Here is a 15,512-nt window from a genome sequence, read left to right as displayed (position 1 = left end):
GTTCAATCCCCCTGCGCAATGAATTCCCGCAGCGCGCGGTGGAAATTAGACACCGATGTCTCCTGCAGCGGGTTCGTACGTGCCCCCTTGAAACCGCGCGATTTCATGCCCTGCTGCACGTTCGTCATGTTCTGGAAGTCCTGCCACAGGATCAGACCGAAATTCTCCAGCGCGTTCTGCTTCCAGTCGTCGACGCCGTGATAGAGCTCGCGCTTGAGCGGCGGCTCCGCACCCGGCGCATAGCGGACCAGCGACCAGATGTCGTAAATGCAGGAATCCGGATTGTCGCCGTCGGGCCGCGCACGGTAGAACAGCGCACCGTCCGGGTAAGGCAGGAAAATCAGGTTCGGGAACACGTGCCAGTCGGCGCCCGCGCGCCCCATCTGTTCGAACGAGATGTCAGGCCAGCCCGCACCTTCGGCAACAGCCGCTTCGCGCTGGAATTCCATGGCCTTCGCCAGCACTTCGAACTGGTTGCCGCTCGGCGCCATCTCGGTCAGCAGACGTTTGGAAGCTTCGTAGTCTCGCGCCGAGTTGATGGCCTTCAGCGTGTCTTCCATCACCTTGAAGAAATTGACCAGGCCTTGCCGCACGTCTTCGGGCATCGGCTTGCCGGTACGCGGCGAGGGGGCGCCGATAAAACGCGTGGCCGTCGCGTAGCCGAACATGCCGTGGCGTCCATAGGCGAAGCTGCGAGTCACATCGTCGCCGGCGACATCGAGCAGTTGCGGGTGCGTGGCCGAGACGTGATAGCCCTCGTTGAAGGCCTCCAGCGCGACCTTCCAGTTGCACGGCAGCCGGATCGACTTGTACCAGCGGTAGCGCATCTTTTCGAACTCGAAGCTGTTCGTGATTTCGGGTACCGGTTCGAGAAACTTTGCGAGCGGCTCCGCGTTGTCATCCATGTTGATGAACACGAATCCCCCCCACGTGTCCACCCGTACTTCCTGAAGCCGCAGATCGCCGTCGGTCATGTCGGGGCAGCCTTCCCAATCGCTGCGATCGAGCACGCGCGCGATGCTGCCGTCAAGATTCCACTGCCAGCCGTGGAAGTTGCAATGAAACTTCGCCGCCTTGCCGCAGCCATTCGTCAAACGCCGGCCACGATGCTGGCAAACGTTGTAATAGGCCTTGATCCGGTCGGCCGCCGTGCGCACCACGATGATCGACTCACCGATCACATCGAACGTGACGTAGTCGCCTACCCCGGGAATCTCCTCGAGCCGGCACGCCACCTGCCACACGCGCGGCCACAGGTTGCGCGTTTCCTGGTCGAGGAACTGCTTCGACAGGTAGCTATCCTTGGGCACAAAATCGAGGCGGACGGGATGCTCACCCGAACCGGAATTCGTGTCACGCATTGATATCTCCTTCATGGTTTCGCCGGCTCGCATGCCGATTCTGGTTTCTTCTTGCCGGCTCACCGCCCATGGAGGCTATGTGGCGCACCGGTCGGTATATATGAACGCCGTTCAAAATACTAGGCTGACGGGGAGAACCTTGTCAATCCGGTCCAACGTCAGTCCAGCGCCGCGGTAAGCGCCGGTACGGCCTCAAAAAGATCGGCGGCGAGACCATAGTCGGCAACCTGGAAAATCGGCGCCTCGCTGTCCTTGTTGATCGCGACGATGATCTTCGAATCTTTCATCCCGGCCAGATGCTGAATCGCGCCTGAAATGCCTACGGCAATGTAAAGCTGCGGCGCGACGATCTTGCCCGTTTGCCCGACCTGATAGTCGTTCGGCGCGAATCCTGCGTCCACCGCGGCGCGCGATGCGCCGACTGCCGCGCCGAGTTTGTCGGCGAGCGCGTCGAGCAATCTGAAGTTGTCGCCATTCTGCATCCCACGGCCGCCTGACACCACGATGTTGGCGGCCGCCAGTTCCGGTCGGCTCGATTTCGTCAGTTGCTGGTCGACGAAACGTGTCCGCACATAGGCTGGCGCAGCCGGCGCCAACTCGACCGGTGCGTTGCCCTGCAATGGTGCGGCGTCGAAGGCTGTCGTGCGAACCGTCAGCACCTTCAGCGGATCGGCGGACCTGACAGAGGCGAGCGCATTGCCGGCGTAGATCGGCCTCACAAACGTATCGGCGCCCTTGATGGCGACGACTTCGGAAATTTGTGCACAGTCGAGTAACGCAGCGACGCGCGGCATGAAGTTCTTGCCGACAGCCGTCGCTGCTGCAATCACATGGCTGTACGGGTGAGCCAGCGACAGCACCAGCAACGCGAGATTTTCGGGGAGCGGATGCGCGTAGGCGGCGGCGTCTACGTGCAATACCTTGCTTACTCCGCTGACTTTCGCTGCATCGGCCACCGCTCCCGCCGCTTCATGACCGGCTACCAGCAAATGAACCTCGCCGCCGATCTGCATCGCGGCAGTGACGGCGTTGAGCGTCGCGCGATGGAGCGTCGCATTGTCGTGTTCAGCAATAACAAGGATGGACATGATCAGATCACCTTGGCTTCGTTGCGCAGTTTTTCGATCAGCGTCTGAACGTCGGGCACCATCATTCCGCTCTTGCGCGCCGGTGGCTCGGTCACTTCCAGTACCGTAAGACGTGGCGTGACATCGACACCGAGTACTTCAGGCGTCAGTGTATCGAGCGGTTTCTTTTTCGCTTTCATGATGTTGGGCAGCGTCACATAGCGCGGACTGTTCAGACGCAGATCTGTCGTTACCACTGCGGGCAGATCGAGCGCGACGCGTTCAAGCCCACCGTCGATTTCACGCGTCACGGTCAGCACACCGTCGGCGACTTCGGTCTTGAAGGCGAATGTCGCTTGCGGCCAGCCGAGCAGGCCAGCGAGTTTCTGACCCGTCTGGCCGGCATCGTTATCGATGGCCTGCTTGCCGAGCAGCACCAGTTGCGGCGCTTCACGCTCGACGATCGCTGCCATGAGCTTCGCGACCGCCAGCGGCTGCAGCTCGGTTGCGGTCTCGATCAGGATCGCCCGGTCGGCGCCCATGGCAAGAGCGGTGCGCAAGACTTCCTGCGACTGCGCGGTGCCAGCGGAAATCACCACGATCTCGGTGGCGACCCCTGCTTCCTTTAGCCGTACCGCCTCCTCCACCGCGATTTCATCGAACGGATTCATGGCCATCTTGACGTTGGCAAGATCGACGCCGGAGCCGTCGGATTTGACCCGGGGCTTCACGTTGTAGTCGATCACACGCTTTACTGCGACCAGTATTTTCAATTGACGCTCCAGACGCGTTTGTGAACAATGTTCTATATTCTGAACCTGTTATTTTGCTGCTGTCAACGACTCCAACGTGCCGGATGCGCTGCGTCACCTCGAAAGCCAGCGCCATTTCCGCAAGATCCTGGTCCGGCACGGCTAGCGGTTGCGGGCCGGATGATCGGCGGCCTGCTGTTTCGAACGTGGCCTTTCCGGACCCTGCCCCGCGTATACCCCATTTCACGGCCGTCAGAATATATCCATAATTTAGAACATCGTTCGCATTTTAAAATTCTCCGCGGATCGACTGACTGCGTGCTCTGTCGCAGGATCGTCGGCAGCGGCTCCCGTTGAAAACTCGTCCATGAAAATGTTCTCTCTCGATGGTCAGGTTGCGCTCGTCACGGGCGCCTCACGCGGCCTCGGGCTGGCGATGGCCAGCGCGCTTGCGTGCGCCGGCGCGACGGTGGTGCTCGCCGCCCGCTCGCGTGCCAGTCTCGACGCTGCCGCTGCGTCCATTCGTGCGGTCAGCGGCGGTAGCGGCGGCGCGATCGATGTCGAGCCATTCGATCTCACCGATCAGGCCGCCATCGAGGCCGCCGTGCAGAACGTTCTCGCGCGTCACGGAAGGATCGACATTCTGCTGAACAACGCCGGTATCTGCGAGTGGAGCGATTTCCTGAAATCGACGCCGCAGATGTGGCGCCGCACCATGGACACCAACGTCACCGCGGCGTACCTGCTCGCGCAACAAGCTTCCCCGCCGATGATCGAACGCGGACACGGCCGCATCATCAATGTCGGCTCGTACGTTTCCGTACTCGGGCGCGAAAAGCTGCAGGCCTATGTAGCGAGCAAGCACGCAGTGGCAGGTCTCACCAAGTCGCTCGGCGCCGAACTGGGGCGCTACGGAATCCGCTGCAACGGCATTTGTCCAGGCTATTTCATGACCGATATGGCCGAGCCGGTCACGTCGAATGCGCAAATGAAAGAGATCGTCCGTTCGCACATTTCCGTCGGACGCTGGGGGCGCCCTGAAGAACTCGGCGGCGCCGCCGTATTCCTCGCCTCCGACGCCAGTTCCTATATGAACGGCCAAATGCTGATGGTCGACGGCGGTGTCTCGGAGATCCTGAGCTTCCCGATGTCGGTGCTCTAGCCACAGTCAGCGCCGCAGCGTGGCCGGCGCCCGCTTTTTACGCGCCCTGCTTACGCGCCTATTGCGCTCACTCAGCCAGGTCATCACGCGCCTTTCGAATTCTCGACGAGTGCAATCGCGCTGCGTAACGCCGCGTGCCCAGGTCTGGACGACACATTGCGCAACAGAAAGTGAGACAGCGACGGGATCAGAATCAGCGCGCCGATCATGTTTGTGACGAACATGAAAGTCAGCAGAATGCCCATGTCGGCCTGAAACTTGATCGGCGACCATGCCCACGTGACGACCCCCGCGGCCAGCGTGACGCCCACCAGCGCCACCACCTTGCCGGTGAACTGGACCGCTCGACGGTAGGCGTCCCGCAGCGGCAAGCCGGCGCGCTGATAGTTGAGCTGCACGGACAGCAGATAGAGCGCGTAATCGACACCGATGCCCACGCCAAGGGCGATCACAGGCAAGGTCGCCACCTTCACGCCGATGCCCAGCATCACCATCAACGCCTGGCATAACACCGATGTGATGACGAGCGGCACCAGTGCGACGACCGCGGCGCGCCAGCTACGGAACGTGATCAGGCAGAGCAGGACAACGGCCGCGTAGACCAGCAGCAACATGCGCTCATTCGCTTCCTTGACGACGATATTGGTCGCGGCATCGATACCTGCCGATCCCGCGGCCAGAAGAAATTGATGGTTCGGATCCTTGTGCGCATCCGCGAAACGTTGCGCCGCGTCGAGCACGCGGTTCAGCGTGGCCGCCTTATGATCGGTCAGGTAAGCGATGATCGGCATCGTGTTGCAGGCCGCGCTGATCAGATCGGGACGATCAAGTAAAACCTGGAAGAGCGAGCGATTCAGGATCGACGGCGTGCGATTGATCGTGAACCACTTCGGATAGCCTTCGTAAGCGCCGGACGTAACGAGCCGGGTGAGGGACGCGGCCGAACTCGTGGTCTGCACGCCGCTCAGGTTCTGCAATGCGATCTCGAGGCGATCGACATCGGCCAGCATCTGATAATGATCCGCGTCGCAATTGGGCAGTGACGATTTGCCGATCACCACGAACATGTCGCTCGACAGGCCATAGTGCGCGTTGATGAAGGCATTGTCACGGTTGTAGACCGAGTCCGCCCGCAATTCGGGCGCCCCCGCATCGAGATCGCCGATCTGCAGACGCTGGCTGACCGCAAAACCGGCCACCGCCAGCAGCAAGGTCACGACGATCGCTCCCGACGCCCAGCGCCGTTCGGTGAAACGATCCAGCCAGTCCCACAGGCTCGCGACGCGCGAGCGGCTGCCCGCTTCGGCGGCCTCTTCAATCAGCGTGCGCTGCGCGGCGGCAGGACTCACGCCGACATACGACAGCAGTACCGGCAGTAGCAGCAGATTGGTGAAGACCAGCACGCCCACGCCGATGCTGGCTGTCAGCGCCAGATCCTTGATGACCGGGATATCGATGATCGTCAGGACAGCGAAGCCCACCATGTCGGCCATGAGCGCGGTGAGACCCGCGAGAAAGAGCCTGCGGAAGGTGTAGCGCGCCGCCACGTACTTATGTGTGCCACGCCCCACGTCCTGCAGGATGCCGTTCATTTTCTGCGCGCCATGCGACACGCCGATGGCGAATACCAGGAACGGCACCAGAACCGAATACGGGTCGATGACGAGACCCAGCGCCGTGACGATGCCGAGTTGCCACAGGACCGCGACCAGCGAACATGCGACCACCAGAAACGTGCTGCGCGGACAGCGCGTATAAAAGAAAATCACGCCGAGCGCGATGGTCGCCGCAATACCGAAATACGTCATCACCTGCTTCAGGCCGTCGATCAGGTCACCGATCAGTTTGGCGAAGCCGACCACATGGATGCGAATGTTGCCGTGCTGCTGCGTGCGCACCATGTCGTCGAGCAGATGCGAGAAGTGGCCATAGTTGATCGGATTGCCCGCCGCGTCGCGTTCGAGCAGCGGCACCACGATCATGCTCGACTTCAGATCGTTGGCGACCAGCGAACCGGTGATGCCCGCGCGCGCGATATTGGTTCGCAACGCGTCGATCGCCGCGGGCGAGCCGTTGTACGTCGACGGCATGACCGGGCCACCCGCGTAGCCTTTCTCGGTCACGATATTCCAGCGCACCGCCGGCATCCAGATCGATTTGACCCACGGCCGGTCGACACCGGGCATGAGGAACACCGCATCGTTGATCTTTCTCAGCGCTTCCAGATACGCGGGATCGTAAATGTTGCCCTGCGTGTTCTCGACCACGATCCGCAAGCTGTTGCCGAGCCCCTTCAGGTCGCCCTTGTTCGCCAGGTAGTTGCGGATGTACGCGTTCGACTGCGGAATCATCTTTTCGAAACTGGCGTTGATCTGCAGCCCGATCGCCACCTTGATGCCGAAAAAGACCGACAGCACCGCGCACAGCAGGATCAGGACAAGTCGATGATTGAAAACCAGTCGCTCCAGCGCATTGCCGGAATTCGAGTCGAACGCGCTGCGCTCCCGAACCACGGGCATCGAACTGATCTGCTCATTGCTCTTACCGGCCATCTTGTGCTCCCTATCCCGCAATCACTTGAGTACCGCGATGTTTTTTACGCCGCCGGCGCCCACCACCACAATGCCGCCGCGAGCGAGGCTCGTGCCGTCCCAGAGCGACCAGGGTTGACCCGCCGCATTCGCCGCACTGAAGCTGGCGCCGCCGTCCGTGCTGATCAGCACGCGTCCATCCTGGCTGAACAGCGCGAGCCGCCCGTCGGCCAGGCGCGCACCGCCGAGCAGACTCGCTTCGCCGGGAATGCCGACCTTGGTCCAGGTCTGCCCGCCGTCCGCGCTGCGCAACGCATTGCCACGCAGGCCGTAGAGAATCAGGTTTTCAGGCGTGCCGAAAATGCCGAAAAAGCTGCCCTTGTACGGCACCGGAACCTTGACGAACTGTTGTGAGGTCTCGTCGAGGCGCATGACCAGCCCCTGTTCGCCGACCACGTACAACGCATTGCCGATTCTGCGTATCGCATGCAGGTTCAGAGCGTCCTGTTCGTTTTCGGTGTGGTCGAACCACGGTGTCCAACTGACCCCGCCATCCTCGGTTTTGAAGATGATGTTGAATGAACCGATGATGAAGCCCGTGCGTTCGTTATCGAACCAGACCGATAGAAATGGCCGCCCCGGGCCGTCGTTGACAAAGCGCCGCGCTTCCTCGAGTCCGGCTGCGACCTTCGGGTTCGACTGGTCCTGCTTCTGGTAATAGGCCAACATCGAGGCGGCCGCCGACCGGCCGTCGAGCTGCCTGGTCCACGTTGCCCCGCCGTCCGCGGTGTGCAATACGATGCCGTCCTGACCGGTCGCCCAGCCCGCGCGCGGCGAAACGAAATACACCGCGACCAGGTCCGAGCTCACCGGTGCGGGAACCTGGCGCCAGGTCTCGCCATTGTCGTCGGAGAGGACGATCAGTCCGCGCAAGCCGACCGCGACCAGCCGGTCTCCGGCATGGGCCACGGCAAGCAGCGGCGCTGTCTGTGCATGGGGGTTGGTCGTGGCCGGCGTGTCGATCGGATCGGCGAACGCGGCAAGCGCCGGCTGCGAAACGGTCAGCGCGAGGGTCAGCGCGAATGCCGACACTGCCGCGTTCATACAGGTGCTCAGCATTACGTCTCCTTATGCCCGCCCGATACTCGATGGCCGCAGCGGACGAAACCCGCTGCGGCCCTGCCTCTCCAGGCTATGCTGCCGGCAACGCGCGAGGCGTCAGCGGATGCCGGTCGATTGCATTCGTTCAGGCGTGAAGAATCCGTTGGGGAAGTCCACGTTGAAGAAAATGCCGGCGGTCTCCGCAGGATGACTGCCCAGTAGATACACGCCGCTGTTGAAGTCGAAGAACCAGTTGCCGAGTGAATACGGGACCTTGGTGTCGTAGGCCGGTACCGTGTCGGCAAAGCCGCCTCGATACAGTTTGCCCGCCTGATCATAGGCATCCATCATGCCACCGCCCAGATCCTCGTCCGTATAGATGATCTTTTTGCTGTAGAGGTGCCGGGCACCGGGTTTGAGCGTCAATTCAAGTATGCGCACGCGGTGCAGCTCCCAGCGGATCAGGTTGGCATTGGGGAAATGCGGTGTCAGCATGTCCTTGTCCGGCGTTGCGTATTGCCACTTGTATCCGTTGTACGGAATGTACATTTCCTTGGTGCCGAGCATCTTGACCTTCCAGCGATCGAGCTTGCCGTACATCAGCTGGATATCGTCCATTGTGATCACGCCCGAGTAGCCGGGGTTAGGCGTATCGTAAGAGAGGTCAGGGGCGACGCGTGTGCGACGCTGGCCCGGCGAATATGCCCAGCCCGGCCAGTCACGCGAACTCGCGGTGTAGTCCCAGAACAGAGATGTTTCGCCCTTCAGGCGTGCGGGCGCGGCGTAATCATTCTGCACCTGGTACCAGACGCCATCCGACTTCTTGAACCCGTCCCGGCCGAGAGTGGGATCGTAGTACGGAAAATAGATGCTGCTTTTGAACGAACCCGTCAGCACCGGGCTGCCTGAGCTGTCCATCAGCCAGGTATTCACGAAGTTCTTTTGCTTGGTGCCGACGTAGCGCATGATGTAATTCCAGAGCGCTTCCTCGCCGGTCTTCGGAATCGGGAAAGGAATACAGCCAAAGGCGCCTTCGATATCCTGTCCGCCGTTCGTCAGCTTGGCCTGCACCGCATTGATCTTGCAATTTTCACCGTACCAGTCCGGAAACGACGCGCTGCGATGGGTCGGATAGACCATCATCTTGTAATCGGGAAAGCGCTTGAACAGTTCCTTGGACGACTCGCTCAGCTTGTCCGCGTATTCTTGCCAGTTCTGCGCCGTGATCGTCAGAACCGCCTTTTCGCCGGCAAACGGGTCCATCCACTTGCCGCTATTAGGCTTGAACTCCGCAGGCGCCTTGGCGATGCCGCCCGTGTATGCCGGAATCTGACCGTCCGTACTGGCTGCGGCGTCCGCGCCGAATAATGTGAGCGTCGTGCCAAGCCTGGCGGCTTCTTCGGTCGATACCGCCGAGTGCACGGTGGAACCATAGGTGGCGGCGATCAACACAGCCGTCAGTAACTTTGGGATGTTCATTTGCGAATGTCCTCTGAGGTACCAGATAGTCGGCTTTGGTTAAAGCGTGGTCTGATAAGTAATCCCGATCCAGCCTTTGTCGGAATACGGCGCGCCGTTCACATTGGTCGCTGTTTTCTTCCAGTTGGTATAACCGGTGTAGGTGAGATTCACAATGTGCTTGTTGTAGATCGTGAATTTCAGTCCTACCTGGTAGATGTTGCTGCCCTGGTTGCCGCCGTCGACAGTCGGCGTATTGCCGTGGATGTTCCATTGTACGAACATCGGCAGGTCGAGATCGACACCGGGAAACACCTGATTCCAGTGCGGTGTGAACGACACGCCGAAGGTATAGAAATTCTTCGTCGAACAACCCAGTGCGACCGCATCGGCAGCCTTCGTGCAGGCGGCGGAGTAACCGGGAGAATTGAAGTTCTGCGCGCCCGACGTCACCTTGATCAGGTGGGCCGCCGCGATTTCCATCGCGAGCGGCGCCTCGTTCCAGAGGAACGACTTGCCGAGGTAGGTGGTCGTGTTGATCAGTGCGTGCAACGTATCGCCGCGCGCGCCTTCGAGCGTGCCCGGCGTGCCGCTGCCGGCGGAAGCCAAAGGCGTATTGCGGCGATACGACACTTCGGCGCCGACCGCCGTGCCGGCAATCGTGCTGTTCACGCCGAGGCCCAGCAGCTGAACCTTGTTCGCGTATATATCCTCGGTTGTGAAATTGTTCGCATTGAACTGAGCAAACCAGGGAGTCTTGTAGCTGAAGCGGCGATAGGTCAACTCCACTGTGCTCGAGAATTTTTCGAAGCGGTACTTGGTTTCGACACCGATATCCCCGATCTTCCCTTGCGGTCCCTTGACGTTGTGGATCGCGAAGTTCGGCCCTGCATACGCGGAAATCGGCGGCCCATAGTCGATGGAGTCCGACCCACCGAAATAGGTGCCGCCTTCCGGATAGCGGTCGTGCGCCCATTCGAATGTGTAGTAGCCGCTCAATTGCATCCGGTCGGTCAGCTGGGCCGACATGGCGACCTGCCCTGTCGGCAGCGACAGTTCCTTCAGCGATGCCCCGGGGCTTTGCGTCGCGGCGATCAGGTTTTGCGGAGCCTGCGACACCGCGACCGAGTTCACGCCGCCCACGCTGCCGATCAGCGATTGACCCCAGATTTGCGCGAGGCGCCCTACCTTGATGTCGATTGGAACGGGGCCCGCATTGACGGTGGTGAATCCGAACGCGTCGCGCACCTCGGCCGATGGTCCGATGTAATACTTTTTGATGTAGCTGGTGTAGTTATTCCCCGGGTAGTTCGCGACACTTGCCAGGCCCGGCCCGCTCTTGTCCTTTCCCGAATAGGCGGCGTCATACCAGCCAGCGACGCTGAACCGGAAGCCTGTCGTCCCCTTGTACTTGAAGTCGAATTCGCTCGTCACGTCGAGCCGCGCAAGTATGGTCTGGTAGCGCCTGAAGGTGTTGTCGCCTTCGTCATAGCTCGGGTTGTTACCGATCGCCGGGTCGATGCCCTGTAGCCGTAACCCGTAGTTCGCGCGAACCGTCGTATCCAGATCCATCTCGATGTCTGGATTGGGCGTAGTAAACGTGAACGCCTGCACTCCGTTCGCAAAACTGCCGCAAACACCAGCCAGCAGCATCACTTCAATACGACGCCGGTAAACGGCCCCGCCTCTGAAAATCCGATTCATTTCTGTCTCCTCCGCGAGGACCTTCACACGAGTTCTATTCGTTGTATTTTTCGAGCCGGCCTGCTTCCCACATTTTAAGCTCAGCCAAAAATATGAATGCTGTTCAAAATGGTAAACATCGCACCGTGGGGTGTCAATAGTGTTTTCCAGTAGAGACCTGGACCCTTTCGCACAGGCGGACCGAGGTTCGACCGGCCGATCGAGACGTCAGGAAATCGTCTGAAGTCCCACGAATACGGAATCGATTCGCGCGGCTGGCGAATGCTGATGCCGGCCGCGGCAGCCCCGTCACAACGGGACAATCGGACCTGCCGCGGCCGCCCACTTGGGGATGCCTGACGAAATACCGTGACTAAGGCTGTCGCGCCTGTCAGCGCGAACGCGAGGATCCATGCGCTGCGCCGCTTGTCTGCGGTGACGGCTGATCCTGACGATCGGGCAGCCGCCGATCGTCAGCGTGTGCTGTTCACTTCACGTCCCAGACCAGCGGCAAATGGTAGAGCGTGCCGTTGACACCACCATGCACGCCAGCTCTGGCGCCGGGCTTGAGTGAAAAATCTGGGATGCGTTTGAGCCACTCCTGGAGGAACACCTTGATCTCGACGCGGGCGAGGAACGAGCCCGGACAACGATGTGCCCCATTGCCGAAGGTGGAATGAATCGGTGTCGGGCGGTTGAAGTCGACATCGAGCGGGTTCTGGAACTTGCGCTCGTCCAGACCATGCAAGGTCGTCGGTATGACGATCATGTCGCCGGCCTTCATCTGCACGCCCTGATATTCGAAGTCACGCGCTACCTGGCGTCCCTGGTTGACCACTGGAAAGCGGCGTAACAACTCGTCTACCGCTTTCTGCGTCAACTCCGGGTGGTCGATCAGTTGTTTGCGATGCGCGGGACTTTTCGCCAGGAAGTTGGCAATGAAACCCATCGCGGAGGCGACCGTATCGAGACCACCGATCAGGACGAGACCGCACAGCCCTTTAAGCTCCTGGTCGCTAAGCTCACGACCGTCAATCGTCGATTGAACGATCCGGCTGATCAGATCGTCTCCCGGGTTTGCACGGCGCTCGGCGATTTTCACGCCAAGGTATTCAAAGATCGCGCCGAGCGCTTCAAGCTTCTGCCCGGCGGAGGCAGGCCGCACCATCTTGTCTGCAAGGCCTAGCAGATAGTCGCGATCTTCCACGGGCAGCGCCACCATGTTCATGAAAATACCAATGGGCAGGTGCTGCGCAAACTCGGAGACGAACTCACACTCGCCCCGCGGATAAAAGCCTTCGATCAGCTCGATTGCCATTTCACGCGCCTTTTCTTCGAGCTTGCTGATCGCTTGCGGCATGAAGGCGGGCGCGATCAACGCGCGGTAGGCGGTGTGATCGGGCGGGTCGAAAAAGATCGGCGGCAGCGGCGCATGATTGACCAACGGCACCGTCAACTGGCGTGACGAAAAATGCTCGTAGTCCTTGAAGATGCGGTAGATGTCGTCGCCGCGCGTGGCGATCCAGTGGCCCCCGTTGCGCGGCGTCCAGAAGATGTCGGGCACGGCGTCGTCGTGGAGCTTCTTGAGCGCGAGATGATAGTCGTCGGCGGCGCCGGGCGGATTGTATATGTCGAAGTCGACCACCAGTTCCGGCGGTACATGCGCGGGAATCGGCGCCGCTTCAGGCGTCGTGCGTTGAGTGGTCTCTGACATTCGATGTCTCCTTCGTGATTCCGGGCCAGCTGGCAGTTCACAAAACCGCCGCGCCAACAGGTTTATGAATGACGTTCACATATGTATCATATATTTTCTGCTGCGCGAATGACGTCGGCCAGACAAAATATTTTCTATCGCCCAGGAATCGACGTGGAGAGGTTTCGCACCGCATGTGGCAGTCGCGCCATTGCCGGGCAGCGGGAACCCGCTGGACCCGCGATTCTGCTGGAACGACAAGGAAGCGGGTCGATGGGCGAAGCTAAACGGAAGCGCGCGGCTTCGCGCGCGGGACGTATCACGGCGCCGCGTTACACGTATGTCCCGTAGCGTTCCAGATGGTGCTCGGCGTCACCCCATGTCATGTCAATGCAGGTCAGCCGCTTGAAGTACCAGCCGATCGGAAGTTCGTCGGTCATGCCCATTCCGCCGTGCAACTGCACCGCCTGCTGGCCCACGAACCGGCCGCACCGGCCAATCAGGTTCTTGGCGGCGGACACCGCCCGGCGCCGTTCGTCGGCATCCGCCCCGGCCACCCGCGATGCGGCGAAGTACAGCACCGAGCGGGCCTGCTCGACCGCCGTCAGGATGTCTGCCGCGCGGTGCTGAAGCGCCTGGAACTCGCCGATGGGTCTGCCGAACTGAGTGCGCGTGCGCAGGTAGTCGTAGGTCATCTCTGCCAGCCTCGCCATGGTTCCGACCGCCTCCGCGCATAGCGCGAACAGCCCGTGGTCGACGGTCCATTCAAGCAGCGGATAGCCGTCGCCGATCGCGCCTATCACTGCGTCGGAGCCGACCGGCACGCCCGAGAAGCACACTTCGGCGACCCGCTGCCCGTCCAGCGTAGGAAAAGCCCTGAGCGTGACGCCCGGTGTCTTTGGGTCGATCGCGAACAGCGTAACGCCGGCCGTGTCGGTCTGAGCGCCGGATGTCCGCGCCGACACCAGCAGCAGGTCGGCCCTATCGCCGTGCAAGACCACCCCTTTGCGACCATCGACGACGAAACCCTGGTTCGACGGTCTGGCGGTCGTCGTTATGTTCGACAGATCGAACCGCTCACCGGGCTCGAGGGTGGCCAACGCCGTTTTCAGGCGGCCAGCCGCAAGCTCGGGCAGCCAGCGGTCCTTTTGCGCGTCGGTGCCGGCCTCGCTGATCAACCGTGCGCCAAGCACCGCGGCCGAGAGGTAGGGCTCCAGTACCAGAGCGCGACCCAACGCCTCCATCACGATCATGGTCTCTGCCACGCTCGCGTTCATTCCGCCGTATGCGTCCGGAACGTTGAGCGCGAGGAGGCCCATATCGGCTAAAGTGCCCCAATGCTGTTCGGACCAGCCGCGCGGTGTCGCCGATAGCTTGCGCCGCGCCTCGAATGAATACTCCTTCTCCACGAAGCGGCCCACCAGGTCGGCTAGCATCTGCTGCTCTTCAACGAGCGTGAAATCCATGACGTGTCCTCAGATGCCAAGCACCAGTTTGGCGATGATGTTTTTCTGAATCTCAGTCGAACCGCCGTAGATCGAGATCTTGCGCCAGTCCAGATAGTGCGGCGCCAGCGCGTTGAGCAGTTCGCCGTGCGCCGTGGCCTCCGCGTCCTCGGCCCAATCCGGCTCGAGTGCCTGGGGCACGAACGGCACCGCGTAAGGCCCCGCGCATGCCATGATCAGCTCGGTCAGTTCCTGCTGGATTTCCGAACCTCGGATTTTCAGCACCGACGCCTCGGGCCCCAGCGGACGACCGGCTGACTCAGCGGAAATGACCCGCAACAACGACCACTCGTGCGCGATGAGATCAATCTCGACCTTCGCGATCCGGTCGCGAAAGCGGATATCGTCGATCAGCGGCTTGCCGTGCTTCTGTTCGGTCCGCGCGATTTCCTTCAGCCGCAGCATGAAGCGTTTGCAGTTGCCAAGCCCCGCAATATTGGTGCGCTCATGGCCGAGCAGATATTTGGCGATCGCCCAGCCGCGATGCTCCTCACCGACAAGATTGCAAATCGGCACTTCGACGTTCTCGAAGAACACCTCGTTGACGTCATGGCCGCCGTCGAGCGTCTTGATCGGCCGCACGGTAATGCCGGGCGTTTTCATGTCGATCAGAAGGAATGAAATGCCTTCCTGCGGACGGCCATCGCTGTGGGTACGCACGAGACAGAAGATCCAGTTGGCCCACTGTGCAAACGACGTCCATATCTTCTGGCCGTTGACGATATAGAACGGTTCGCCGTCTCGCGGAATGCACTCGGCGCGGGTCTTCAGCGAAGCCAGATCGGAACCGGCGCCGGGCTCCGAATAACCCTGACACCACCAGTCCTCCATCGACACGATGCGAGGCAAAAAATAGTCACGTTGCGCCGGTGTGCCGAATTTCTGCAGCACCGGCCCGACCATCGACAGACCGAACGGCATCTGGCGCGGCGCACCCGCGGTGAAGCATTCCTCATCGAAGATATTGCGCTGCGCAGCGTTCCACCCTGCCCCGCCGTATTCGATTGGCCATGCAGGCGCACCCCAGCCATTGGCCGCGAGGATGCGCTGCCAGCGCACGTAATCTTCGCGCGGCAGATGGCGGAAATTCAGCACGCGATCGCGGATATCCGCGGGCAACTGGGCAGTCACAAATTCCCGCACCGATGCACGAAAGGCCTTGTCTTCGAGACTTTCTCGCAAATCCATACCTACACTCC

At 60.9% G+C, this 15,512-nt stretch carries 11 protein-coding genes; 1 reads left to right on the top strand and 10 read right to left on the bottom strand.

The window, feature by feature from the left end; all coding sequences use genetic code 11:
* Positions 1-2: 2 nt before the first annotated feature.
* The 3 genes from GNZ13_RS04795 to GNZ13_RS04785 form a co-directional block, all read right to left on the bottom strand.
* Positions 3-1,361: an aromatic ring-hydroxylating oxygenase subunit alpha gene (locus GNZ13_RS04795; protein ID WP_172160973.1), complete on the bottom strand. Its 1,359-nt coding sequence runs from the start codon at positions 1,359-1,361 to the stop codon at positions 3-5.
* 158 nt (positions 1,362-1,519) lie between these two features.
* Positions 1,520-2,449 (bottom strand): electron transfer flavoprotein subunit alpha/FixB family protein, encoded by a 930-nt coding sequence (locus tag GNZ13_RS04790; RefSeq protein WP_172160971.1) that lies wholly within the window; start codon positions 2,447-2,449, stop codon positions 1,520-1,522.
* Positions 2,450-2,451: 2 nt separating this feature from the next.
* Positions 2,452-3,201 carry an electron transfer flavoprotein subunit beta/FixA family protein gene (locus GNZ13_RS04785; RefSeq protein WP_172160969.1) on the bottom strand — a complete coding sequence of 250 codons (750 nt, stop codon included), beginning with the start codon at positions 3,199-3,201 and terminating at the stop codon, positions 2,452-2,454.
* 346 nt (positions 3,202-3,547) lie between these two features.
* On the opposite strand from GNZ13_RS04785, the gene GNZ13_RS04780 reads away from it, so the two are divergent.
* Positions 3,548-4,342, top strand: a complete 795-nt coding sequence (locus tag GNZ13_RS04780; RefSeq protein ID WP_172160967.1) for an SDR family NAD(P)-dependent oxidoreductase — start codon at positions 3,548-3,550, stop codon at positions 4,340-4,342.
* A gap of 83 nt (positions 4,343-4,425) precedes the next feature.
* Here the strand turns inward: GNZ13_RS04780 and GNZ13_RS04775 are convergent, their stop codons facing one another.
* The 7 genes from GNZ13_RS04775 to GNZ13_RS04745 form a co-directional block, all read right to left on the bottom strand.
* The gene (locus GNZ13_RS04775; protein WP_172160965.1) at positions 4,426-6,894 is read right to left on the bottom strand and encodes an efflux RND transporter permease subunit; all 2,469 of its coding nucleotides are present in this window, start codon (positions 6,892-6,894) and stop codon (positions 4,426-4,428) included.
* A gap of 21 nt (positions 6,895-6,915) precedes the next feature.
* Positions 6,916-7,992 (bottom strand): WD40/YVTN/BNR-like repeat-containing protein, encoded by a 1,077-nt coding sequence (locus GNZ13_RS04770; protein ID WP_172160963.1) that lies wholly within the window; start codon positions 7,990-7,992, stop codon positions 6,916-6,918.
* A gap of 99 nt (positions 7,993-8,091) precedes the next feature.
* Entirely contained in the window at positions 8,092-9,453 is a 1,362-nt protein-coding gene (locus GNZ13_RS04765) for a DUF1329 domain-containing protein (protein ID WP_172160961.1), read from the bottom strand.
* Between the two features lie 39 nt (positions 9,454-9,492).
* Positions 9,493-11,136: a DUF1302 family protein gene (locus GNZ13_RS04760; protein ID WP_172160959.1), complete on the bottom strand. Its 1,644-nt coding sequence runs from the start codon at positions 11,134-11,136 to the stop codon at positions 9,493-9,495.
* Between the two features lie 466 nt (positions 11,137-11,602).
* Positions 11,603-12,829 carry a cytochrome P450 gene (locus tag GNZ13_RS04755; protein ID WP_172160957.1) on the bottom strand — a complete coding sequence of 409 codons (1,227 nt, stop codon included), beginning with the start codon at positions 12,827-12,829 and terminating at the stop codon, positions 11,603-11,605.
* Positions 12,830-13,140: 311 nt separating this feature from the next.
* A complete protein-coding gene (locus tag GNZ13_RS04750; RefSeq protein ID WP_172160955.1) occupies positions 13,141-14,274 on the bottom strand; it encodes an acyl-CoA dehydrogenase family protein in 1,134 nt (377 codons plus the stop codon).
* A 9-nt stretch (positions 14,275-14,283) separates the two neighbouring features.
* Positions 14,284-15,501: an acyl-CoA dehydrogenase family protein gene (locus GNZ13_RS04745; RefSeq protein WP_172160953.1), complete on the bottom strand. Its 1,218-nt coding sequence runs from the start codon at positions 15,499-15,501 to the stop codon at positions 14,284-14,286.
* Positions 15,502-15,512 lie beyond the last annotated feature (11 nt).

The organism is Paraburkholderia elongata, from assembly GCF_013177735.1.
Lineage (GTDB): Bacteria > Pseudomonadota > Gammaproteobacteria > Burkholderiales > Burkholderiaceae > Paraburkholderia > Paraburkholderia elongata.
This window is presented reverse-complemented; position numbering and strand designations above follow the sequence as displayed.

Coding starts and splice junctions, on each gene's coding strand:
- GNZ13_RS04795 (WP_172160973.1), bottom strand. CDS start 1,361: ATGCGTGACACGAATTCCGGTTCGGGTGAGCATCCCGTCCGCCTCGAT.
- GNZ13_RS04790 (WP_172160971.1), bottom strand. CDS start 2,449: ATGTCCATCCTTGTTATTGCTGAACACGACAATGCGACGCTCCATCGC.
- GNZ13_RS04780 (WP_172160967.1), top strand. CDS start 3,548: ATGAAAATGTTCTCTCTCGATGGTCAGGTTGCGCTCGTCACGGGCGCC.
- GNZ13_RS04775 (WP_172160965.1), bottom strand. CDS start 6,894: ATGGCCGGTAAGAGCAATGAGCAGATCAGTTCGATGCCCGTGGTTCGG.
- GNZ13_RS04770 (WP_172160963.1), bottom strand. CDS start 7,992: ATGCTGAGCACCTGTATGAACGCGGCAGTGTCGGCATTCGCGCTGACC.
- GNZ13_RS04765 (WP_172160961.1), bottom strand. CDS start 9,453: ATGAACATCCCAAAGTTACTGACGGCTGTGTTGATCGCCGCCACCTAT.
- GNZ13_RS04760 (WP_172160959.1), bottom strand. CDS start 11,136: ATGAATCGGATTTTCAGAGGCGGGGCCGTTTACCGGCGTCGTATTGAA.
- GNZ13_RS04755 (WP_172160957.1), bottom strand. CDS start 12,829: ATGTCAGAGACCACTCAACGCACGACGCCTGAAGCGGCGCCGATTCCC.
- GNZ13_RS04750 (WP_172160955.1), bottom strand. CDS start 14,274: ATGGATTTCACGCTCGTTGAAGAGCAGCAGATGCTAGCCGACCTGGTG.
- GNZ13_RS04745 (WP_172160953.1), bottom strand. CDS start 15,501: ATGGATTTGCGAGAAAGTCTCGAAGACAAGGCCTTTCGTGCATCGGTG.